The organism is Yoonia sp. SS1-5 (assembly GCF_038443705.2).
GTDB classification, from domain to species: domain Bacteria; phylum Pseudomonadota; class Alphaproteobacteria; order Rhodobacterales; family Rhodobacteraceae; genus Yoonia; species Yoonia rhodophyticola.
Genome location: NZ_CP151767.2, coordinates 3,446,659 through 3,469,029 on the forward strand (window position 1 = coordinate 3,446,659; position 22,371 = coordinate 3,469,029).

At 58.9% G+C, this 22,371-nt stretch carries 25 protein-coding genes; 22 read left to right on the plus strand and 3 right to left on the minus strand.

Going from position 1 to position 22,371, the window contains the following annotated elements; genetic code table 11:
- Positions 1-27: 27 nt before the first annotated feature.
- The 4 genes from AABB31_RS18355 to AABB31_RS18370 all read left to right on the plus strand — a co-directional run bounded on the left by AABB31_RS18355 (position 28) and on the right by AABB31_RS18370 (position 2,289).
- The gene (locus AABB31_RS18355; protein WP_342076764.1) at positions 28-759 is read left to right on the plus strand and encodes an SGNH/GDSL hydrolase family protein; all 732 of its coding nucleotides are present in this window, start codon (positions 28-30) and stop codon (positions 757-759) included.
- A 29-nt stretch (positions 760-788) separates the two neighbouring features.
- On the plus strand, positions 789-1,658 hold the full coding sequence (locus AABB31_RS18360) for a 50S ribosomal protein L11 methyltransferase (RefSeq protein ID WP_342076763.1): 870 nt from the start codon (positions 789-791) through the stop codon (positions 1,656-1,658).
- 107 nt (positions 1,659-1,765) lie between these two features.
- The gene (locus AABB31_RS18365; protein ID WP_342076762.1) at positions 1,766-2,110 is read left to right on the plus strand and encodes a hypothetical protein; all 345 of its coding nucleotides are present in this window, start codon (positions 1,766-1,768) and stop codon (positions 2,108-2,110) included.
- A 20-nt stretch (positions 2,111-2,130) separates the two neighbouring features.
- Positions 2,131-2,289 carry a hypothetical protein gene (locus tag AABB31_RS18370; RefSeq protein WP_342076761.1) on the plus strand — a complete coding sequence of 53 codons (159 nt, stop codon included), beginning with the start codon at positions 2,131-2,133 and terminating at the stop codon, positions 2,287-2,289.
- On the opposite strand, the gene AABB31_RS18375 is transcribed toward AABB31_RS18370, so the two are convergent.
- Entirely contained in the window at positions 2,286-2,495 is a 210-nt protein-coding gene (locus tag AABB31_RS18375; RefSeq protein ID WP_342076760.1) for a DUF1127 domain-containing protein, read from the minus strand. The genes AABB31_RS18370 and AABB31_RS18375 overlap by 4 nt on opposite strands.
- 310 nt (positions 2,496-2,805) lie before the next feature.
- Between AABB31_RS18375 and ruvC the strand changes: the two genes are divergently transcribed.
- The 18 genes from ruvC to AABB31_RS18465 all read left to right on the plus strand — a co-directional run bounded on the left by ruvC (position 2,806) and on the right by AABB31_RS18465 (position 19,219).
- Complete coding sequence (ruvC, locus tag AABB31_RS18380; protein WP_342076759.1) at positions 2,806-3,312, plus strand: crossover junction endodeoxyribonuclease RuvC; 507 nt, start codon at positions 2,806-2,808, stop codon at positions 3,310-3,312.
- Positions 3,309-3,968, plus strand: coding sequence for a Holliday junction branch migration protein RuvA (gene ruvA / locus AABB31_RS18385; protein WP_373635121.1), 660 nt, complete (start codon positions 3,309-3,311; stop codon positions 3,966-3,968). Before ruvC ends, ruvA begins: the two co-directional genes overlap by 4 nt.
- A gap of 9 nt (positions 3,969-3,977) precedes the next feature.
- A complete protein-coding gene (gene ruvB, locus AABB31_RS18390; protein ID WP_373635122.1) occupies positions 3,978-4,997 on the plus strand; it encodes a Holliday junction branch migration DNA helicase RuvB in 1,020 nt (339 codons plus the stop codon).
- A 56-nt stretch (positions 4,998-5,053) separates the two neighbouring features.
- Complete coding sequence (locus tag AABB31_RS18395) at positions 5,054-5,680, plus strand: hypothetical protein (RefSeq protein ID WP_342076758.1); 627 nt, start codon at positions 5,054-5,056, stop codon at positions 5,678-5,680.
- Positions 5,673-5,903 (plus strand): hypothetical protein, encoded by a 231-nt coding sequence (locus AABB31_RS18400; RefSeq protein ID WP_342076757.1) that lies wholly within the window; start codon positions 5,673-5,675, stop codon positions 5,901-5,903. Before AABB31_RS18395 ends, AABB31_RS18400 begins: the two co-directional genes overlap by 8 nt.
- The gene (ybgC, locus tag AABB31_RS18405) at positions 5,900-6,286 is read left to right on the plus strand and encodes a tol-pal system-associated acyl-CoA thioesterase (RefSeq protein ID WP_342076756.1); all 387 of its coding nucleotides are present in this window, start codon (positions 5,900-5,902) and stop codon (positions 6,284-6,286) included. Before AABB31_RS18400 ends, ybgC begins: the two co-directional genes overlap by 4 nt.
- Positions 6,287-6,396: 110 nt before the next feature.
- Positions 6,397-7,074: a protein TolQ gene (gene tolQ, locus AABB31_RS18410; RefSeq protein WP_342076755.1), complete on the plus strand. Its 678-nt coding sequence runs from the start codon at positions 6,397-6,399 to the stop codon at positions 7,072-7,074.
- A 1-nt stretch (position 7,075) separates the two neighbouring features.
- Positions 7,076-7,543, plus strand: a complete 468-nt coding sequence (gene tolR / locus AABB31_RS18415; protein ID WP_342076754.1) for a protein TolR — start codon at positions 7,076-7,078, stop codon at positions 7,541-7,543.
- A 3-nt stretch (positions 7,544-7,546) separates the two neighbouring features.
- Positions 7,547-8,665 (plus strand): energy transducer TonB, encoded by a 1,119-nt coding sequence (locus AABB31_RS18420; RefSeq protein ID WP_373635123.1) that lies wholly within the window; start codon positions 7,547-7,549, stop codon positions 8,663-8,665.
- Positions 8,666-8,770: 105 nt separating this feature from the next.
- The gene (tolB, locus tag AABB31_RS18425; protein ID WP_342076751.1) at positions 8,771-10,096 is read left to right on the plus strand and encodes a Tol-Pal system beta propeller repeat protein TolB; all 1,326 of its coding nucleotides are present in this window, start codon (positions 8,771-8,773) and stop codon (positions 10,094-10,096) included.
- A gap of 66 nt (positions 10,097-10,162) precedes the next feature.
- Positions 10,163-10,696 (plus strand): peptidoglycan-associated lipoprotein Pal, encoded by a 534-nt coding sequence (gene pal, locus AABB31_RS18430; RefSeq protein ID WP_342076750.1) that lies wholly within the window; start codon positions 10,163-10,165, stop codon positions 10,694-10,696.
- Positions 10,697-10,715: 19 nt separating this feature from the next.
- The gene (gene ybgF / locus AABB31_RS18435) at positions 10,716-11,537 is read left to right on the plus strand and encodes a tol-pal system protein YbgF (RefSeq protein ID WP_342076749.1); all 822 of its coding nucleotides are present in this window, start codon (positions 10,716-10,718) and stop codon (positions 11,535-11,537) included.
- Complete coding sequence (tilS, locus tag AABB31_RS18440; RefSeq protein WP_342076748.1) at positions 11,528-12,799, plus strand: tRNA lysidine(34) synthetase TilS; 1,272 nt, start codon at positions 11,528-11,530, stop codon at positions 12,797-12,799. The genes ybgF and tilS overlap by 10 nt, the downstream gene beginning before the upstream one ends.
- 85 nt (positions 12,800-12,884) lie before the next feature.
- A complete protein-coding gene (ftsH, locus tag AABB31_RS18445; protein WP_342076747.1) occupies positions 12,885-14,801 on the plus strand; it encodes an ATP-dependent zinc metalloprotease FtsH in 1,917 nt (638 codons plus the stop codon).
- Between the two features lie 230 nt (positions 14,802-15,031).
- The gene (locus AABB31_RS18450) at positions 15,032-15,610 is read left to right on the plus strand and encodes an MOSC domain-containing protein (protein ID WP_342076746.1); all 579 of its coding nucleotides are present in this window, start codon (positions 15,032-15,034) and stop codon (positions 15,608-15,610) included.
- Positions 15,611-15,755: 145 nt separating this feature from the next.
- The gene (locus AABB31_RS18455) at positions 15,756-17,432 is read left to right on the plus strand and encodes a formate--tetrahydrofolate ligase (protein WP_342076745.1); all 1,677 of its coding nucleotides are present in this window, start codon (positions 15,756-15,758) and stop codon (positions 17,430-17,432) included.
- A gap of 79 nt (positions 17,433-17,511) precedes the next feature.
- Positions 17,512-18,405 (plus strand): bifunctional methylenetetrahydrofolate dehydrogenase/methenyltetrahydrofolate cyclohydrolase FolD, encoded by an 894-nt coding sequence (folD, locus tag AABB31_RS18460; RefSeq protein ID WP_342076744.1) that lies wholly within the window; start codon positions 17,512-17,514, stop codon positions 18,403-18,405.
- Positions 18,406-18,484: 79 nt separating this feature from the next.
- Positions 18,485-19,219: a LytTR family DNA-binding domain-containing protein gene (locus AABB31_RS18465; RefSeq protein WP_342076743.1), complete on the plus strand. Its 735-nt coding sequence runs from the start codon at positions 18,485-18,487 to the stop codon at positions 19,217-19,219.
- Here the strand turns inward: AABB31_RS18465 and pdeM are convergent.
- Positions 19,173-19,856 (minus strand): ligase-associated DNA damage response endonuclease PdeM, encoded by a 684-nt coding sequence (gene pdeM / locus AABB31_RS18470; RefSeq protein WP_373635126.1) that lies wholly within the window; start codon positions 19,854-19,856, stop codon positions 19,173-19,175. The genes AABB31_RS18465 and pdeM overlap by 47 nt on opposite strands.
- 38 nt (positions 19,857-19,894) lie before the next feature.
- The gene (locus AABB31_RS18475; RefSeq protein WP_373635127.1) at positions 19,895-22,300 is read right to left on the minus strand and encodes a ligase-associated DNA damage response DEXH box helicase; all 2,406 of its coding nucleotides are present in this window, start codon (positions 22,298-22,300) and stop codon (positions 19,895-19,897) included.
- Positions 22,301-22,371 lie beyond the last annotated feature (71 nt).

Here is a 22,371-nt window from a genome sequence, read left to right on the forward strand (position 1 = left end):
GGCCGTGGTTGAGCAGCGACCGGCACGATGATTGATGTCCCTGTTCGATTTGCGTTGCTGCCCCTGTTGCTTGCGCAGGCAGCCTATCTGCGGGCCACCGTCTTGCAACTGCCTGAACCTGACGGCCCCCGCAGCGGGGTTGTCGGGCAAGGGGCGCCCTTGCGGCTGTTGATCATCGGGGATTCGTCAGCTGCTGGTGTGGGCGTTGCGCATCAGCACGACGCGCTATTGGGGCAACTGACCGCGCGACTGTCGGAAGACGCGGAAATTACCTTTGATCTTGTTGCCCGGACCGGTGCCCGAACCGGCGATGTTCTGGCGTGGTTGGATGACCTGCCGCACCGTCACTATGATGTGGTTGTCACCGCGCTGGGCGTGAACGATGTGACAAAGGCCGTGCCGTTGCGCAAGTGGATCGCACGACAGCGTGCGTTAATCGCGCGCTTGCAAGGGGCGTTTGGGGTCAAGCACGTCATGCTGTCGGGCTTGCCGCCGATGGGCCAGTTTCCTTTGCTGCCGCAGCCCCTACGCTGGATCCTCGGGCGTCAGGCGGCCCGTTTTGACGCCGCATTGTGTGACATTGCGCGCGAGACACAGGGTTGCACAAAGATCGCAATTGATCTGGCGCTGGGCCCGCACAACATGTCCGCAGACGGGTTTCACCCCGGACCGGCTGTCTACGCGGCCTGGGCTGCGGAAATCCAAACGCAGCTGCGGGCGCGGACCACGCTGCTTGACGGGGGGCAGGGCAACACCTAACCGGGTAAAAACGCAGCTCTGGATCCCGAATGACAACTTATTCCGCACTTACCACGCTTACCGGCGAAGATGCCGCATATCGGCTGGCTGATGACCTGGAGGCCGTCACTCCGGAACCCACAGGCATCGGTGTCTTTGAGGTCGAGGATGGATCCGGCCTATGGGAGGTCGGTGCCTACTTTCTGGAGGCGCCGGATGTTGCCGCATTGGCCATTCTCGAAACGCTGCACGGGGCCCAGCCGTTTACCATATCGGAAATTCCAGATCAGGATTGGGTGTCCAAGGTGCAGCGCGGCTTGGCGCCAGTCGCGGCGGGGCGCTTTTTTGTCTACGGCGCACATGACGCGGACAAGGTGCCCCAAGATGCCGTCGCCTTGCTGATCGAGGCGCAAATGGCGTTTGGCACCGGCCATCATGGGACGACGCTGGGCTGTTTGAAGGCGCTGGATGCGCTGCTTGAAGCGGGTCAAAAACCGGCCAATATTGCAGATATCGGCTGTGGCACCGCCGTTTTGGCCATGGCCGCTGCAAAGGTTCTCGACGGGCGGGTTCTGGCCAGCGATATTGACCCGGTTGCGGTTGAGGTCGCAATTGCAAATGTGGCGGCAAATGGGCTGCAGGGCCGGGTTGATTGTTATGTCGCAACCGGCTTTGACAGCCGCGAAATCAACATGCGGGCGCCATTCGATCTGATCTTTGGTAATATTTTAAAGGGCCCTCTGACCGCGCTGGCACCGGATATGGGGCATCATGCCGCATCAGGCGGGCATGTGATTCTTTCGGGAATACTGAATGAACAAGCTGACGATGTTGTGCGTGTTTATCAACAAAATGGCTTCAATCTGGTGGATCGCGCCAGTATTGTTGACTGGACGACGCTGACGATGTGCAAAAATTAACCCTTATTGTGATTTTTCGCACGCTGAATAGAGAAAAGTCTTGTTATAAAGGTGTCAGTTAGTGATCTTGTTAAGACCGGTTACGGTATTTTTATTTGGAGAGTTCCATGGCGCAGGCCAATGTCCCATTTGATAAAAGACTAAAGCGCATTGTGCGTCGGCATGACCGCATGGCGCATGGTGTCGTGAAAACGGTGAATGCCGATGGTTTGATCGTGGCTCGTCCGCGCATCTACAACCCGCGCTTCCCGCTGAAGGGCCTTCTGGTTCTGATCGTCGCAGGTCTCGTTTTCAAGGGGTTCCTGTTCGCTTATCTTGGCGAGACTGCCTATGCTGATCGTGTTGCATCACTGCAGCAAGGGTCGGTCATGGAACAGGCAGGCGCATGGGTCATGCAGGCTGATCCGGTGACGACAGTTATCGCCAACGCGATCAAGCCAATTTTGGGCTAAGATACGCACGATATTCAAGTTTGAAAAAAGCCGCATCATTGCTGATGCGGTTTTTTTATTTCGCCACCAAAACCATGGACCATCACAAAAAAACGGGCCCGCATATGCAGGCCCGTCCGGCTGTGTTTCGTGCAGTTCAAGAAAAGCTTGCGATGCCAAGCCTTCCTGAAAAGCTTTAGTTCACGCGGCGCTTTGCGGTTGCGTTGATGCTGTGTACGGACAGACCGATGTCATCCAGTTCGCGTGCGGTCAATTTGGACAGCGCGTTACGGGTGATGCGTTCGTCGTTCCAGTCGCTGACTGCGCTAAGGATACGCGCGACGAAATGAAAGATACCACCAGCGAAGATGCCAGTTGCGGGGCGGGTTGTGTCAAAAGCGGCCATTGCCTTGTTCCTCGTTCATGCTGCATTGCAGCGTTGCATTAGATGACCCGCATGTAGGAGGCTTTTTGGCCGCTGACCACTGCCATTTCCGCATGGGACATATGCGTTCACAACATGCCTCATTTTTGAGCGATTTTTACCGTAAAGTATTATTTAACAACAGGTTAATGCGAGCCGATTTTCCCGTCAGAATGGGGTCATGTTGCGCCGGTTGCGTGTGGGCCACGCGCTGGGTGCATAGAAAGGCTCTTGGTCTTTGTTCGCCTTTTGTGCTACCAATTTTCAGAGAATAAGAATAAAGGGGCGGCGGATGCGCGTTTTGGGCATTGATCCTGGACTGCGGAATATGGGCTGGGGGATTATCGACGTGGATGGTCCGCGCTTGGCGCATGTCGCAAATGGCGTTTGCAAATCCTCGGGGGAGGATCTGGCGCGACGCCTGATGTCCCTTTTTGATCAACTCACGGACGTGGTGCAGTCGCACACGCCCAATGTCGCCGCGGTCGAACAGACCTTTGTCAATAAGGACGGTGCCGGCACATTGAAACTGGGACAGGCACGCGGCATTGCAATGCTCGTCCCCGCGCTTGCAGGGCTGCCCGTCGGCGAACACGCCCCGAACGCGGTCAAGAAGGCCGTTGTCGGGGTCGGCCATGCCGAAAAACACCAGGTAGAACATATGGTCAAATTGCAGCTGCCGGGGGTGCGCCTTGCCGGGGCCGATGCGACGGATGCACTGGCCATTGCGATCTGTCACGCGCATCATATGCAATCTGGAAATACCTTGCAGAAAGCACTGGCGCGGGTGGGCGCATGATCGGGCGGATTGCGGGCCAACTCGCCTATCGCGCCACGGATCATGTGCTGATCGACGTGCGCGGCGTGGGTTATATCGTCTATGTCTCGGACCGCGTCATGGCTGGTTTGCCAGCGAATGGCACACATGTCGCGCTTTATACCGATTTGCTGGTGCGCGAGGATAACCTGCAGCTTTTTGGCTTTACCACCTTGGTTGAAAAGGAATGGCACCGTTTGCTGATGTCGGTGCAGGGAATAGGGGCCAAGGCATCCATGGCAATTCTGGGCACAATCGGTGCTGATGGTGTCAGTCGCGCAATCGCCTTGGGGGACTGGAATGCCATTGCCAAGGCCAAGGGGGTTGGGCCCAAGACCGCGCAGCGCGTGGCAATCGAGCTGAAGGACAAAGCCCCATCCGTCATGGCGATGGGTGGCACCATGGCCGAAGCGACAGGTGATGCGCTGATCGAGGTTGACGCCCCTGCGCCGGTCCAGCCAACCGTGGCGCCGCGCGCAAACCCGGCCCAGTCCGAGGCCCTTTCCGCATTGGGCAACCTTGGCTATGCCCCCGGTGATGCCGCCAGCGCGGTGGCCGAGGCAACGGGTGCCGACCCTGATCTTGATACGCCCGCACTGATCCGTGCGGCCTTGAAGCTGCTGGCCCCAAAAGGGTAGGGGGAACGGATGACCCAGCCCGACCCAACCTTGCGCCCCGATCCACAGCCCGAGGATGCGGACCGCGCCTTGCGCCCGCAGACCCTGGATGAATTTATCGGGCAGCGTGATGCGCGTGCAAATCTGAAGGTGTTCATCGAGAGTGCCCGCCGCCGTGGTGAGGCGATGGATCATGCCCTGTTTCACGGCCCCCCGGGATTGGGCAAGACGACACTTGCCCAGATCATGGCCCGCGAGCTTGGGGTGAATTTTCGCATGACCTCTGGCCCGGTGCTGGCCAAAGCCGGCGATCTCGCTGCGATCCTGACCAATCTGGAAGCCCGCGACGTGTTGTTCATCGACGAGATTCACAGGCTCAATCCGGCTGTGGAAGAGGTCCTTTACCCAGCCCTTGAGGATTTTGAACTGGATCTGGTGATTGGCGAAGGCCCCGCTGCCCGCACGGTCCGGATCGAATTGCAGCCCTTTACTTTGGTTGGTGCCACAACCCGCATGGGCCTGCTGACAACCCCGTTGCGGGATCGCTTTGGCATTCCCACCCGGTTGGAATTCTACACCGATGCAGAACTGCATCAGATCGTCACACGCGGCGCCCGTCTGATGGGCGCGCCTGCGTCTGATGATGGGGCCGCCGAGATTGCCAAGCGCGCGCGCGGGACCCCACGGATCGCAGGTCGCCTACTGCGCCGGGTTGTGGATTTTGCGATTGTCGAGGGGGACGGGACAGTCACGCAGGCGATTGCCGACCGCGCCCTGACCCGGTTGGGTGTGGACCATCTGGGATTGGATAATGCCGACCGCCGCTATCTGCGTTTGATCGCGGAAAGTTATGGCGGTGGCCCGGTCGGGGTTGAGACGATGTCGGCCGCCTTGTCGGAAAGCCGCGATTCACTCGAAGATGTGATCGAGCCCTATTTGCTGCAAAAGGGATTGATCCAGCGAACCCCCCGTGGCCGGATGCTGGCGCAGGCGGCCTGGGCCCATCTTGGGCTGAACGCCCCGAAATCACAGACGGATTTGTTTGGCTAGGGTGATCAAATTTCACGAAATTTGATCATGCCTCCGGCGGGAGTATTTTTGGCAAGATGATAGATGATGTCGCACCATTATTTACCCGGGCGGATGGGGCATATGTGTTCGCGCGATGGGGGCGCCCGATTGTACCTGTGGTTTTTGGGGTGGATGAGGCCTCGCTTGCTGTTTTCAAAGGCGCGATCGAGGCGGTTGTGACCCTTGCCAACCATCAGATGGCTGAAACTGACCCCGAGTTGGGCGCCAACCTGATGATTTTCTTCTGTCAGGACTGGGACGAATTGCCTGAGGTCCCGCATCTGGATGCGCTTGTCCCTGATCTGATCCCGCTGGTTCGGAAATTGAAGGCTGCTGACGCCAATCAATACCGCATTTTTCGCTTTGATGAGGCTGGTGCCATCCGGGCATGTTTTGTGTTTCTGCGGATGGATGAACATATGGCCGCAGTTGCTGCTGACACGTTGGCGTTGAGCCAGGCAGTGCAGTCGATCCTTTTGTGGTCGGATACCGCATTTGATGCCCAGCCGCCCCTTGCCCTGATTGACGGCAATGCCGTGTTGCGCCCCGAGGTTGCCGACGTTGTCCGCGCTGCCTACGATCCGGTCATGCCGGCAGCCGCACAGGACGCCAGCCATGCGTTGCGCCTGGCTGCGCGGTTGGGGATGATCCGCCATGGATGATCCGGACGCCTTTGTCCCGGCCAGGCGTGGTAGCCGTGTGGCGTTGGCAGGGATGGTTGCGGAGGGGTGGTTTCCGGGTGGGTTTGAAGCATCGCCCGAGAATGACATGCACGCGGATCGTAATGATACCGGGATCAGCCGGTTCACTGGTCTGGAAACAACCCATTCCGCGTCCGTCTTAGCCTGTTGTTCAGGTTATCATGGTGGCATGATCGTGCCATGACACACCGTTTTCCGATCCGCGTTTATTACGAAGACACTGACCTTGCTGGCATTGTCTACTACGCCAACTATCTGAAATTTATTGAACGCGCCCGAAGCGAATGGGTGCGCGAGCTTGGGATTGACCAGGTTGAGATGAAGCGCGATGGCTTTGTCTTTGCGGTCCGCCGGGTTGAGGCGGATTATATCGCCCCGGCGCATTACGATGACGAACTGGTTGTCGAAAGCACCATGTCAGAAAATACCGGTGTCCGCCTGATTTTCCGCCAAGAGGTCAAGCGTGGCGACCTGACATTGTTCACAGCGCTTGTCACCGTCATCTGCATGAATGCTTCGGGTGCTGTGGCCCGGCTGCCGGCGGCGATCCGCCGTTCGATACACTAGCCGGTCACTGTTTCCTGCCGGAATGCGGGATTGATTGGATTTCCGCCTGTACATGCGCTAACCTGCCAACAAATCAGAGCCCAAATGGGCCAACAGGCAGAGCAGGCATAATGGAAGCAGCAACCGACTTCACCATGTGGGCGCTATTTGCGCGCGCGACGATTACCGTAAAACTGGTCATGATCATGCTGATCGCCGCATCCGTTTGGTGCTGGGCGGTGATCATCGACAAGATCATCCAATATCGCAAGGCCCGGGCCGAGGCGGATATATTCGATCGCTCTTTCTGGTCAGGCGAGCCGCTGGACGGGTTGTTTGACAAGATCGGCTCGGATCCCGAGGGGCCATCGCAAAAGATATTCGTGGCGGGCATGCTGGAATGGCGCCGCTCGCACAGGCAGGATGGCGGGTTGATCGCCGGCGCGACCGCCCGCATCGACCGGTCTATGGATGTCGCGATTGCGAAAGAGGCAGCCCGTCTGCAAAAGGGCCTGCCGGTGCTGGCCACGGTTGGGTCGACCGCCCCGTTTGTCGGTCTGTTCGGCACGGTCTGGGGCATCATGAATGCCTTTATCGAAATTGCCGAGGCGCAGAATACGAACCTTGCCGTCGTGGCCCCCGGCATTGCCGAGGCGTTGCTGGCTACCGGTCTTGGCCTGCTTGCCGCTATTCCGGCGGTGATATTCTATAACAAGCTGTCGGCCGATAGTGATCGGATTGTCAGCGGCTATGAGGCCTTTGCAGACGAGTTCGCAACGATCCTGAGCCGCCAACTGGACGATAAATAAGATGGGTGCCAATGTTGTAAAATCTGGCGGAGACGGGGGTCGGCGCCGCAGACGCCGTGCCTCTCGGACCCAGCCGATGTCCGAGATCAATGTCACGCCATTTGTGGATGTAATGCTGGTTTTGTTGATCATCTTCATGGTTGCCGCCCCGTTGCTGACCGTCGGTGTGCCGGTTGAACTGCCGCAGACGGCCGCGACGGCCCTGCCCACCGATGACGAAGAACCCCTGACGGTGACGATCACTGCCGAAGGTGCCGTGTCCATCCAAGAGACGGAAACCCTGCTTGCGGAACTGGTGCCGAAACTGACCGCAATCGCCGCCGAACGAGACAGCGACCGGATCTACCTGCGCGCGGATGGTGCCAACCAGTGGAACCGCGTGGCCCAGATCATGGGCCTGCTGAACGAGGCCGGATTTACCAATATCGGTCTTGTCACTGATATCGCCACGGACGGGTCGGACGGCTAGCCCATGCAGACCCCCGGTACCTATATCTCTGCTGTCGGCCATGTGGGCCTGATTGGCTGGCTTTTGCTGGGCTGGGGGTTAAGTGCTGACCCGCTGGAATTTGAAACCATTTCAGTCACCACGGTCAGCAGCGAAGAATTTGAAAACCTGACATCGGCGGCGCGGACCCCTTTGCCAAGCGATGCACCGCCAGATGCCCCCGTGCAGCCAGAGGTCAACGAAACCCCGCCACCCGCACCTGCGGATGAAACACCCGCACCTGTGCCCCCGCCGCCAACACCGGTCGATCCCCCAAGCGATGAAGCGCCCCCGCCTGCTCCCCCGCCACCGGCACCTGAGACGCAGGTCACTGATGCTGCCCCTACGGATCCGACACCACCGGCGCCCCCCCCATCCGCCCCGGATCTGCAAGTCAGTGATCGCCCGACACCGCGCCCGTCAGATGTGGTGGCGCCCACGCCAGTTGCGCCGCCGCCACCGGACACGCGGGTTGATGACGTCGTCCAGCAGCAGGCTGACCGGTCCGATGAACCCGCCGAGGTTGTTGTTGATGACCCCACCGACGCAACCGCGCCCGAGGCCGCAACAGACCGGATCGTGATTGCGGATGAAGAACCATCTGGTGCGGTGACGACATCCATGCGCCCATCCGCCCGCCCGTCGCGCCCTGCGCCGCCGGTCGAAACCCCGGTCGCGGAACCACCCGAGGCTACGCAAACGGCCAGCGAAACGCCCGCGCCCCCGCCGACCGAGGGCTCGGATGTCGATGAAGCAGTTGCGGCGGCCCTTGCGGCGCAACCCGGCCCGCCAATGACCGGTTCCGAACGCGAGGCATTCCGTATCGCGGTGAACCGCTGCTGGAATGTCGACCCTGGATCGGTTGCAGCCCGGGTGACGGTCGAGGTTGGTTTCAGCCTTGATCCCGCTGGGAATGTCGAGGGCAATCAGGTGCGTCTTCTGGCCTCTGACGGTGATCAGGCCGCAACCAATGTCGCGTTCGAGGCTGCGCGCCGGGCGATCCTGCGCTGCCAGTCGGGCGGCTACCAGTTGCCAGCGGACAAGTACGACCAATGGAAGGACGTGGTGATTACGTTTGACCCAAGCGGGATGCGATTGCGCTAGGCAAACAAGCGCGCAGAACCGTGCGCAAGGTTTCACCTTGTGCTGACAAAGGATAGAAAAGCACCGTTTCGACAGGTTCGGAACGTGCGGAGTGAGGCGAAGGCAATGAAACGATTTTTAACACTCATCACTGCGATTGCTTTGGGCTGGTCCATGGCCATCCCGGCCATGGCGCAAAACGGACCATTGCGGTTGACGATCACCGACGGGGTGATCGAGCCGCTTCCGATTGCCGTCCCCGGTTTTCAGGCTGAAAACGCAGCCGCCGCACAGGTTGCCGCGGATATCTCGCGCCTTGTTGCGCAGGATCTGACCGGCACCGGATTGTTCCGGGAAATCCCTGCAAATGCGTTTATCTCGCAGGTCGCCTCTTTCACCCAGCCGATTGCCTTTCCCGATTGGCGGGCTGTGAATGCGCAAGGTCTGATTACCGGTGCCGTGACGGTCAGTGGCAATCAACTGGTTGTCAAATTCCGCCTCTATGATGTGTTTGCAGGCACCGAATTGGGCGAGGGCCAGCAACTGGTGGGCACCGTTGATGGCTGGCGCCGGATGGCGCACAAGGTCGCGGATGCCGCCTATTCCCGGATTACTGGCGAGGGTGGATATTTTGACAGCCGCGTTGTCTTTGTGTCCGAGGCGGGCCCCAAGGATAACCGGCAGAAACGGCTGGCGATCATGGATTATGATGGCGCCAATGTGCAATTTCTGACCGATAGCAGCACCATTGTGCTAGCCCCCCGTTTTTCACCAAATGGCGATCGGGTCCTGTATACCAGTTTTGAGTCCGGCTTTCCCCGGATCAATGTGTTGAATGTCGCCAATGTGGGGCGCCAGCAATTGGCAACCGCCCCGGGCGAGATGGCCTTTAGCCCGCGCTTTTCCCGCGATGGGCGGCAGGTCATCTACAGCCTGTCCAATGGCGGTAACACTGATATCTATCGCACCGATCTGGCCACCGGTCAGCACGTGCGGCTGACACAGGCCCCATCCATCGAGACGGCGCCCAGCCTGTCACCCGGCGGTGATCAGATCGTTTTCGAAAGCGACCGATCGGGCACCCAGCAACTTTATATCATGTCGGCCAATGGCGGCGAGCCGCGCCGCATTTCCTTTGGTGAGGGCCGCTATGGAACACCTGTCTGGTCGCCACGCGGCGATCTGGTCGCCTTTACCAAACAGAATGCGGGCCGGTTCCATATCGGGGTGATGCGCACAGACGGGTCCGAAGAGCGTCTGCTGACATCGTCGTTCCTTGATGAGGGGCCAACCTGGGCGCCCAACGGGCGGGTGATCATGTTTAGCCGCGAAACCCAAGGGGCAGGCGGGACCAGCGCGATGTATTCCGTCGATATCTCTGGGCGCAACCTCAAGGCTGTTCCGCTGCAAGGTGGTGCCTCGGACCCGTCATGGGGCCCATTGCAACCATAAGATTCCCTTACGCCGCAACCCATGCTATGCTGATAAAAAACGAGCAGTAAAAACAGGATTAATCCGATGAAAATGATGACACGCGCAACGGTGGTTGTTCTGGCGCTTGCGACGGCGGCCTGCACGAACCCTGACAGGTTCGGTGGGGCGGGTGGCGCCGATGGTGCGAATGGGGCAGGGACCGGCACAGGTGTTGGCGCCGGGGTTGCCGGTTCGGCCAGCGATCCGTCCAGCCCGCTTTTCTTTAACCAGACGATTGGTGACCGCGTTCTGTTTGCCGTTGATACGTCAACTTTGACGCCCGAAGGCAAAAGCATTCTTGACGGTCAGGCCCAGTGGCTGCTGACAAATGCCGACTACCGTGCCGTGATCGAAGGCCATGCCGACGAGCAGGGCACACGCGAATACAACCTTGCGCTTGGTTTCCGCCGTGCAAATGCGGTGCGCGAATATCTGGTATCGCGCAGCGTGCCTGCAAGCCGGTTGGAAGTGACCAGCTATGGCAAGGAACGCCCAATCGAGGTCTGCTCGCAAGAAGCATGCTATGCAAAGAACCGCCGCGCGGTTACGGTCCTTTCATTCTCGGCTGTTACAAGCTGATCAAACAGAAGGGACATCCATGCTAAGCCGTATCGCATTTGCTTTTGCCCTCTTTCTGACGCCCGTTTCAGGCTTTGCGCAGCAAGAGGAAACCCTGGCTGACATTCGTCAGCAATTGACGGTGCTTTATGTGGATGTCCAGAAACTCAAACGGGAATTGTCGACAACGGGTGGCTTGAATGCCGGTGTCGCCGGCAATACCCCGCTTGATCGCCTCAACGCGATCGAGGCAGAGTTGCAGCGCCTGACCTCCAAATCCGAAGAGCTGGAGTTCCGGATCAACAGGATCACTGTTGATGGCACCAACCGGATCGGCGATCTTGAATTCCGGCTGTGCGAGTTGGAAGCCAATTGCGATATCGGCCAGCTTGGCGACACGCCCAGCCTTGGCGGTGCAGAAAACAGCGGCGGTGTCGTGGCACCGCAGCCCGCGCCCACAACCGGCGGCCCATCTGTCGCGGTGGGCGAGCAAAACGATATCGAGCGGGCGCAGGAGGCGCTCGCAGCCGGTGACTTTCGCAGCGCCGCTGACCAGCTTGCGGCCTTTGGCACGACCTACCCCGGCAGCCCGCTGACCGCCCAGGCCGAATATCTGCGTGGTGAGGCGCTGGAAGCGCTGGGTGACACAACCGAGGCCGCGCGGGCCTATCTGGCTGCGTTTTCCGCTGATCCGACCGGCCCCAAGGCGCCAGATGCCCTGTTCAAGCTGGGATCATCTTTGGGCGTGATTGGTCAGACACAGGATGCCTGCCTGACCCTGGCCGAGGTCAATGTGCGCTTCCCCGGCAACCCAACCGTGACCGACGCGCAGCAGACGATGCAATCGCTGGGATGCCAATAGACCCGCGCAAGCCTGACATCGCAAAACGTTTTGTTGCGGCAATAGATGCCGCATCCATTGACCTGAAAAGCAAACGCATTGGTTTGGCCGTGTCCGGCGGCGGCGATTCCATTGCGCTGATGCATTTGGCCGCCCGCCTTTTGCGCCCCGAGAATCTGTTTGTGGTAACGGTCAATCACAACCTGCGCCCCAACGCGGCGGCCGAAATTGCCCTTGTCAGCGCGCAGGCCAAGGAATTGGGTCTGCCGCACGCCGTTCTTGATTGGCACTGGGACAAGACCGGCAACCTGCAGGCCGCTGCCCGTGCTGGCCGTTGGGCCACCATCGTCAAATGGAGCCTTGGCGCCAGCATTGACGCGGTTTTTCTGGGGCATACCGAAGATGACCAGCTTGAGACGCTGTTGATGCGCCTCGCCCGAGGGTCCGGCATTGACGGTTTGACCGGCATGGCACGTCACAATGCGCGCGACGGGCTGGATATATACAGGCCGCTGCTGGATGTCAGTCGGGCCGATTTACGCGCGTGGTTGACCACGCAAAAAATCAGCTGGTGTGATGACCCCAGCAATGATGATCCGCGCTTTGACAGGGTCCGTGCACGGCAGATGTTTGCACAGTTGGAGGCGTTGGGCCTGACCCGCAAGCGGCTTTTGCAGACCGCAGATCATATGCAGGCCGCGCATGGCTCGCTGCAACGGGCCGCGGTTGAATTTGCCAGGATGCATGTCCGGCAAGACGCAGGTGATCTTCTGTTTGCGCGGGCGGCGATGGCGCTGGATACCGAAGATGCGCCGCGTCGCGTGATGGCCGCAGCCCTGCGATGGATGAACGGCAAGGACTACAAACCCCGCTTTGATCCCATGTTGCAGGCCGTTATGACGGTTCGGGCAGGGCGGACGGCCACATTTGCCGGATGCATCCTGTCGCCGGAAAGTGGTGGCATGCGTATGACCCGCGAGGTGTCGGCGACACAGGCCGCGCATCGGTACGCCGCTTTGATTGATGACATCAGCGGCGTGACATGGGATGGGCGCTGGTTCCTGCAAGGGCCTGTTGCCCCCGATCTGTCGTATCGGGCGTTGGACAAGGGTATCGGGCAATGCCCCGATTGGCGGCATTCTGGCCATCCACGCCAATCGCTTTTGGCGTCCCCTTCCGTGTGGCGCGGAAAAGAGCTTGTTTCTGCCCCTTTGGCGGGGTTTGGGAACGGCTGGACAGCGCAGATTGTCGCGGATTTTCACGAACACGCGTTTGCGCATTGAAGATTAAGCTTTTGCCACTATTTTAGGGCAAATGCTTTGAGCCCGACTCTGTCTTGCTCAAGTCCCGATTTCAAAGGAGCTTCCCTTGGGCAACGCGCGCAACGTCGTATTCTGGATCGTCCTGTTTTTGATGGTTCTGGCGCTATTCAACCTGTTCAGCAGCCAGCCGGGCACAGCCGGTGGAGAGCCGAAAAGCTACTCCGAATTTGTCGAAGCAGTCGAAGGTGGGCGTGTCACCGAGGTTGTTATTGACGGCGAGAACGTCCGCTATGCCGAAGGTGGCCGTGCCTATTCGACGATCAAGCCTGAAGATGCTGAAATCACTGATCTTTTGATCGCGGCCGATGTCCCGGTCGAGGCCCGCAGCCAAGAGACATCCTTCTTTCAGTCCTTCCTGCTAAGCATTCTTCCCTTCCTGCTTTTGATAGGCGTCTGGATTTACTTCATGAACCGGATGCAAGGTGGCGGCAAAGGCGGTGCGATGGGCTTTGGCAAGTCGCGCGCGAAACTGCTGACCGAAAAACATGGACGTGTCACGTTTGATGATGTGGCCGGCATTGACGAGGCCAAGGAAGAGCTCGAAGAAATCGTTGAATTCCTGCGCAACCCGCAGAAATTCTCGCGTCTCGGCGGCAAAATCCCGAAAGGGGCGCTGCTTGTTGGCCCGCCGGGAACGGGTAAAACGCTTCTGGCGCGTGCGATTGCGGGCGAGGCTGGCGTGCCGTTCTTTACGATTTCCGGTTCTGATTTCGTGGAAATGTTTGTCGGCGTTGGCGCCTCACGTGTGCGCGACATGTTCGAACAGGCCAAGAAAAACGCACCCTGCATCGTGTTTATCGACGAGATTGACGCGGTTGGCCGGTCCCGTGGCGCGGGCTATGGCGGCGGTAATGACGAACGCGAACAGACACTGAACCAGCTTTTGGTGGAGATGGATGGCTTCGAGGCCAATGAAGGCGTGATCATCGTGGCGGCCACCAACCGGCGTGATGTGCTTGACCCGGCCTTGCTGCGCCCGGGTCGTTTTGACCGTCAGGTCACTGTGCCGAACCCCGATATCAAAGGGCGCGAGAAAATTCTGGGCGTGCATGCCCGGAAAATCCCGCTTGGCCCCGATGTTGATCTGCGGATCATCGCACGTGGCTCGCCCGGTTTCTCGGGTGCTGATCTGGCCAATCTTGTAAACGAGGCGGCGCTGATGGCGGCCCGCGTTGGGCGCCGGTTTGTGACCATGATTGATTTTGAAAGCGCCAAGGACAAGGTCATGATGGGCGCGGAACGCCGATCCATGGTGATGACGGCCGAGCAAAAGGAAATGACCGCCTATCACGAGGCCGGCCATGCGATTGTGGGCATCAGCCTGCCGAAATGTGACCCCGTCTACAAAGCGACGATTATTCCGCGCGGCGGCGCGCTTGGCATGGTGATGAGCCTGCCGGAGATGGATCGCCTGAACATGTTCAAGGATGAATGCCATCAGCGACTGGCGATGACGATGGCCGGCAAAGCGGCCGAGATTATCAAATACGGTGAAGATCAGGTCAGCAATGGCCCGGCTGGTGATATCCAGCAGGCCAGTCAACTGGCGCGCGCCATGGTGTTGCGCTGGGGCATGTCCGACAAGGTTGGTAATATTGACTACGCCGAGGCGCATGAAGGCTATCAGGGCAATACGGCCGGGCTGTCAGTATCTGCCAGCACAAAGGAACTGATCGAAGAAGAGGTGCGCAGCTTTATCCAGCGCGGCTATGACAAGGCGCGCGAGATCATTCTGGAGAAGAATGAAGAGTTCGAGCGTCTGGCGCAGGGCCTGTTGGAATATGAGACGCTGACCGGTGACGAGATCAAGCGCGTGATGGCGGGCGAGCCGCCGCATGTGGGCGATGATGCGGATGATACACCACCGTCCGGCGGCACACCGTCGATCACCGCAATTCCCAAGACCAAGCCCAAGAAGCCGCGGGCGTCTGACGGCGGGATGGAACCGGAACCGTCAACCTGAATATAGCAAACGCCGCCCTAGGGGCGGCGTTTTCATTTGGATCAGCCGCGAACGAGGCGATCCATGGCCACCGCTACAATCGGTGCCGGTTAATGCAAACCCCGCAGCATGCTGCTGGATTTTTCATCTCTACAGCCCATAGCCATCACTGAAGCAGATAATCACAATTGATGATTTGTCAGCAGGATGCTGGCGCGATAGCCAGAACGCATAACGAACTGGAGATTGCTATGCCTGCCCTCGCACCGACGGACATCACCGGCACGCTGACCTGGATAGGGTTTGTCCCTGATCGCGACACGTCTTTGCGCTCGGAGCCCTTGGACGCTGTCGATCTGACCTTTGCTGGGATAGATGGCGAGGCGCATGGCGGGCTGACCCGTCCGTCATGTGTCCGCGTGCGCAGCCAATATCCCAAAGGCACCCTGATCCGGAATGTGCGCCAGTTATCCGTCGTCTCGGCCGAGGAACTGGCCGAGGTGGCGGCAGCATGCGGGCTTGATGCATTTGATCCCGGCCATATCGGGGCATCCATGGTTATTTCCGGGATACCGGATTTCACGCATCTGCCGCCATCGTCCCGCCTGCAGTTTCCTGACGGATCGGCCATTGTTGTTGATATGGAAAACCGCCCCTGCCATTTGCCGGCTGCAGTGATTGACGAAGATGCGCCCGGCGCTGGTGCCAAATTCAAGGCGGCTGCCAAAGACAAGCGTGGCGTCACGGCCTGGGTCGAGCGTGAGGGACGCGTGGCACTGGGCGATACGGTCAGGCTGCATGTGCCGGATCAACGTGCATGGCGGCCATAGGTTTCTGATCAGAAACGGCTTTTGCGGCTCACCGACGATTCCGAGGCTGAAAATGTCGCAATTCATGCGCATCTCGTGATAGCCGAGGGCTAGAAGCAAGATGGACGACATGCGGCTTTTTGCAGCCGGGCACAGGGAAAAGATCATGGAATACAAGTCGGATATTGAGATTGCGCGCGCTGCATCAAAGCGCCCCATTCAGGAAATTGGCGCCAAGCTGGGTATTGATAGCGATGACTTGCTGCCCTACGGCCACGACAAGGCCAAGGTCAGCCAAAGGCTGATCGACAGCGTGCAGGACCGGGCCGATGGCAAGCTGATCCTGGTCACCGCGATTAATCCGACACCTGCCGGTGAAGGCAAGACAACAACGACGGTTGGTCTGGGTGACGGTCTGAACGCCATCGGCAAGAAGGCCGCGATCTGTATTCGCGAAGCCTCGCTTGGGCCCTGTTTCGGGATGAAGGGCGGGGCCGCAGGTGGTGGCTATGCCCAGGTCGTCCCGATGGAAGATATGAACCTTCATTTTACCGGGGATTTCCACGCGATCACATCCGCGCATAACCTGCTATCAGCGATGATCGACAACCATATCTATTGGGGCAACGCGTTGGAGATTGATATCCGCCGTGTTGTCTGGCGCCGTGTTCTGGACATGAATGACCGTGCCTTGCGCCAGATCACAACCAGCCTGGGCGGTGTTGCCAATGGTTTCCCCCGAGAGGCCGGGTTTGACATCACCGTTGCCTCCGAGGTCATGGCTATTCTTTGCCTTGCCCGCAATCTTGATGATCTGCAGCGGCGTCTGGGTGATATCATCGTGGCATATCGCCGTGATCGGTCCCCTGTTTATTGCCGTGATATCAAGGCGGATGGGGCCATGACCGTGTTGCTGAAAGACGCGATGCAGCCGAACCTTGTGCAGACCCTCGAGAATAACCCCGCCTTTGTGCATGGCGGTCCGTTTGCCAATATCGCGCATGGTTGCAACTCTGTTACGGCAACCACCACCGCGCTGAAGCTGGCGGATTATGTTGTGACCGAAGCAGGCTTTGGTGCCGATCTTGGTGCCGAGAAATTCATGAATATCAAATGCCGCAAGGCCGGTATTGCTCCGTCTTGCGTGGTTGTGGTGGCCACTGTGCGCGCCATGAAAATGAATGGCGGTGTGGCCAAGGCTGATCTTGGCGCCGAGAACGTGGATGCCGTGAATGCCGGTTGCGCCAATCTTGGCCGTCATATCGAGAATGTAAAAGGCTTCGGCGTACCCGTTGTTGTGGCGATCAACCACTTTGTCACCGACACGGATGCAGAAGTGGCCGCGGTCAAGGCATTCGTCGAGACCCAGGGATCCGAGGCAATTCTATGCAGGCATTGGGCTCTGGGGTCAGAGGGGACAAAGGAACTTGCGACCCGTGTGGCCGAGATCGCAGATGCGGATCAGGCAAATTTCTCGCCGCTCTATGCGGATGATATGGGCTTGTTTGCCAAGATCGAAACGATTGCGAAGCGGATCTACCGTGCGGATGAGGTAATCGCTGACACCAAGATCCGCGATCAATTGCGTGCTTGGGAGGAGCAGGGATATGGCAACCTGCCTGTTTGCATGGCCAAGACCCAATATAGCTTTTCGACGGATCCATCTTTGCGCGGTGCGCCGACAGGGCATGCCGTGCCTGTGCGCGAAGTCCGCTTGAGCGCGGGTGCCGGATTTGTTGTGGCGATCTGCGGTGAGATCATGACGATGCCCGGCTTGCCGCGGGTACCTTCCGCCGAGGCCATCATGTTGAACGCTGAAGGCCAGATCGAAGGCCTGTTCTAATATCGGGTCGGGTGCCGCTGGTCCCGGTGAAAACCGGGACGCCGCCCCACCCACCCTCCCGCAAAGTGAAAGTACAGATATGACAGCGACAGTGATTGATGGGAAAGCCTTTGCCGCCAAGGTGCGTGCGAAGGTCGGCGAACATGTAACCCGGCTGAAGGCCGATCATGGCCTGACGCCGGGCCTTGCGGTTGTTCTTGTCGGTGAGGACCCGGCGAGCCAAGTTTATGTCAGATCGAAGGGCAAGATGACCGTCGAGGTCGGCATGGCATCTTTTGAGCATAAGTTGCCTGCTGATACGTCGGAAGACGCCTTGCTGACGCTGATTGATCAACTCAACAACGCCCCTGAGGTGCATGGTATTCTGGTCCAGCTGCCGCTACCTGCCCATCTGGACAGTGATTTGGTCATCAACAGTATCGCGCCCGCAAAGGACGTTGACGGGTTTCACATCTCAAATGTGGGTTTGCTGGGGACGGGCCAGAAAAGCATGGTCCCCTGTACCCCATTGGGGTCTTTGATGATGCTGCGTGATCATCTGGGCGATCTGTCGGGCAAAAGCGCGGTGGTTATCGGCCGCTCGAACATCGTCGGCAAGCCGATGGCGCAACTGCTGCTTGGCGATAGCTGCACCGTCACAATCGCGCACTCGCGCACGGTTGACCTGCCGGCCGTGACCCGTCAGGCGGATATCGTTGTCGCAGCGGTCGGACGCCCTCAAATGGTGACCGGTGACTGGATCAAGCCCGGCGCGACGGTGATTGATGTGGGCATCAACCGGATTGATAAGCCGGAAGGGGGTACCCGCCTTGTCGGGGATTGCGACTATGACAGCTGTGCCGCTGTCGCCGGCGCGATAACGCCCGTTCCCGGTGGCGTTGGGCCGATGACAATCGCTTGTTTATTAGCAAATACAGTCACTGCCTGTTGCCGGGCGAATGCATTGAGTGAACCTGAGGGGTTGACCGCTTAAGCGCGTTAGGGTGTTTTAACGTCAGGCTTTCGACAATCACGGGTTGATTGTCCGGCAATATGGGTTTGACGTTTTAAATATGAACAAGTTTTTGTCGCGGGCACTGCCGTCACTGGGATCGGAGCCGAAGTGGTGGTTTCTATTTGGGCTTGGTGGGCTTCTCGCTTTTATCGGCCCGTTTGGCACCTTTGAGGCATTGTCGCTGCCCTTGCGCCTGGCCTATTGGGTTCCGATTGTCGTCGGATCAAATGTCTTTGTCCGCCTTGCGAAGATCGTGTCAGACCGTTGGATGACCCGCCATGGCCCGATCTGGTGGCAGAGTTGCAGTACACTGCTATTCTCGGTGACGTTTTCGCCTGCGGTCTGGTTGTTCAGTGGTCTGTTCGACCCGGACTTTCCGACATTTGGCAATCTGGTATTTGTCTTTCTACACGTGTTGGCTGTGGCCGCGACGGTGGGGACGTTGGTCTATTTGTTGGCAGACAACAGGATTGGTGACCGGCCCCGATTGTATTCCCGGTTGCCGGACGCGGTGCGGTCGCCGGTGGTGCGCCTGACGGTTGATGATCATTATGTCGAAGTTCATCTGGCTGATGGCAGCAGTCACCGCCTGTTGATGCGTCTTGCTGACGCGGTGGCAGAGATGGACGAGACAGCCGGATTTTTCACCCATCGTTCGCATTGGGTGGCACTTGCCTTTGTCGCAAGCGGCAAGCGCGAGAAGAACCGCGACTATCTGATGCTGCATACGGGCGCCAAGGTGCCGATCAGTAAGACCTACCGCGAAAAGGTGCGGGCTGAGGGGTTTTTGTAACCGGCGTGGCAATAGCCTTGTTCCCGGTTAGAACGGCGATGAGGCGGTCGCCAAAAAGGCATCTGAGGGCTGGATTATTGCAATCCAACCCGCCCGTATACGCGCCATAGGCCGGAAGGATCAGCCGCGTCGCATCCAGCAGAAATGCGGGCCTGCTGCGCCCCGCCAACCGGTGCTTGGGGTGGTAGTGACCCGAGACCTCCGCGGGGGCGGGGGTGGCGATATGGCGGAAAGCCAGTCCGCCGATATGGTATTCAGCCCGGTGCGTTCCACCAATTGCGAGAGGTCCGGGATCGTGATTGCCCTCGATCCAGATCCAGTCACGCCCCGCCTGCATGCCCGCCAGCCAAAGAGAGGTCTGTTCATCCATGCTGTCGGCTGCCTGCATATCGTCGAAACTGTCGCCGAGGCAAATTACCGTGTCAGGCGTTGTCGCTGCGATATCGGCTTCCAGTTTTTGCAACGTTTGATGCACCTCGTAGGGTGGCAGCATGATTCCGCTGCGGCGGGCGATACGATCTGATTTGCCCAGATGCAGGTCTGACACGCACAAGACGCGATATGCGGGCAGGTATAGTCCGCCCGACGGCAACGCCAGGCAGGCGACGTCACAAAATGTGAAGCGATACCCGTTCATGCTATGTTCTTCGCGGGAAATGGCAAAGCGTGCAAGTCCTAAAGCGACGCGACACCAGCATCCGCCATCAGACGGGTGGCTTCATCCTCCATGATCCGGTCCTGGCCCGCGCCGGCGACGGCGATCCGGCCGCGTTCAAGAAACATCGGCAGGGACAGGGGCGTCACGCGATCAAGGATCAGATGGTCAATCTGACCCGCGGTGCGCGCCAGCATTTCCTCGATCCGGCCAAAGTCGACGAGGCCGCGCATGGCCTCTTCCCGGGTGATCTGCAGCATCAGGTGATCGGGGTCGTATTTGGACAAGGTGTCATAAAGGATGTCGGACGAGAACGTCGCTTGCCTGCCCGATTTGCGGGCTTGCGGCAGGTTCCGCTCGATCAGCCCAGCGATGGTTGCCGCACCCCGGAAGGTGCGTTTCATCACCGCATTTCCCGACAACCAGGTTTCAAACCCGGCGCGCAGGTCCGGCGGGCGGAACAGGGGGGCGGGGTTTGTGACAGGTTCCAGCCCCCAGATCAGCGTGGCATAATCCGTTGCCACAAATCCCAGCGGATCAAGGCCCAGTTCTTCCATGCGCTGGGTCAGCAGCATGCCAAGGGTCTGCATCGCATTGCGCCCGGCAAAGCCGTAGACGCAGATATGATGCCGCCCCTCATGGGGGAAGCTTTCCACCAGAATGCGGTTGGTCTCTGGCAGTTTGGAAACCTGTCGCTGCAAGTCCAGCCATTCGGCGGTGTGAGAGGGCAGTTCAGACCAATCGGCCTGCTGAAACATGCGCAGGATGCGTTGGGACAATTGAGTGGAATTGGCGAATTTTGTTCCCATGAAGGTTGCGATTTTGGGGGTCTTGTCGGCGCGTCGGCTGACCTCGACCGTCATTTCGCGCAGGCCTTCATACCGGACAACCTGACCGCCAATCAAAAACGTATCGCCTGGCGTCAGGGTTGCGGCAAAGGCTTCCTCGATCTCGCCCAACGGTTTGAAATTACCCTTCATGCGCACCTTCAATGTGTCGGTGTCCTGAATGGTGCCAATATTCATGCGGATCCGCTGTGCTGCGCGCGGGTCGCGCAATTGCCATTTTCCGTCCGCTGTCTGAAGCAGGCGCTTCCACTTGTCATAAGCCCGGAGCGCGTACCCACCCGTTGCGCAAAAATCGAGGCAGTCATCAAATGCCGCCCTTGTCAGGCTGCGGTACGCGCCGACAGTCAGGATTTGTTGATAAAGCAGGTCGGCATCAAACGGACCGCTGCATGCGGCGATCAGGATATGCTGGCACAGAACATCGCGTGGCCCCGGCCCTTTGGGGTCGCCATCAAGATCGTGGTCGCGCACGGCGTCTAGTGCTGCGACACATTCGACAACCTCAAAGCGGTTCGCCGGCACGACCAGCGCCTTGGACGGGGCGTTATAGCGGTGATTGGCCCGACCGATGCGCTGCACCAGCCGCTTGACGTTTTTGGGCGCGCCTACCTGCACAACCAGATCGACATCGCCCCAATCAATCCCCAGATCAAGGCTGCCGGTGCACACAATTGCGCGCAGCTGACCTGCGACCATGGCCGCTTCGACCTTTTCGCGCTGTGCACGGTCAAGCGACCCGTGATGGATGCCAATTGGCAGATCATCGGTATTGGCCAGCCACAGATTGTGAAAGAAAATCTCGGCCTGGGCGCGAGTATTGTGGAAGATCAGCGTTGTTTTGTGTTGTTTGACCTGTTCCAGAACCGCCGGGATCGCATATGCGGCACCGCCACCTGTCCAGGGCGGTTTTTCCGTGGTGGTCAGCATAGCGATATCCGGGTCCGGTCCGGGATCAGCGTGAATAATCTGGCATTGTGCCGGATGACAGGCCAGTTCGTCAGCGATGGCTTGTGGTGCTTCAACCGTTGCTGACAGACCGACGCGGCGCAGATCAGGCGCAAGATCCTGAAGACGGCTGAGCGACAGCATCAACTGATCCCCACGCTTGCTTTCGGATAATGCGTGGATCTCGTCGACGATGATCCTTTGCAGGCCTGCAAACATCCGTGGCGCATCCTCGTAGCTTAGCAATAGCGCCAGGGATTCAGGTGTTGTCAGCAGGATATGCGGTGGATCGGCGCGCTGCCTGCGTTTTTGTGTGTAAGAGGTGTCGCCTGTGCGATCCTCGATCCGGATCGGCAAATCCATTTCTGCGACCGGAATACGAAGGTTGCGTTTGATATCCGCCGCAAGCGCCTTGAGCGGGGACACATAGAGCGTGTGCAGACCGTCCCGCGGTGTGTCGGTTAATTCTGCAAGTGTCGGAAGAAACCCGGCCAGTGTTTTCCCACCACCGGTCGGGGCAATCAGCAAAAGTGCGGGCGAATCCGCCTGATCCAGCATCGCTTGCTGATGCGGATGGATCGACCAATGGCGTGCATTGAACCATTGCGCAAAAATGTTAGGCAGTTGACGCATTTTTTCCACAATGAAGCTCTATCGACCGCCGTCAAGGGTCTTGCATCTTTAGTAAAAATAGAGCAGATAAA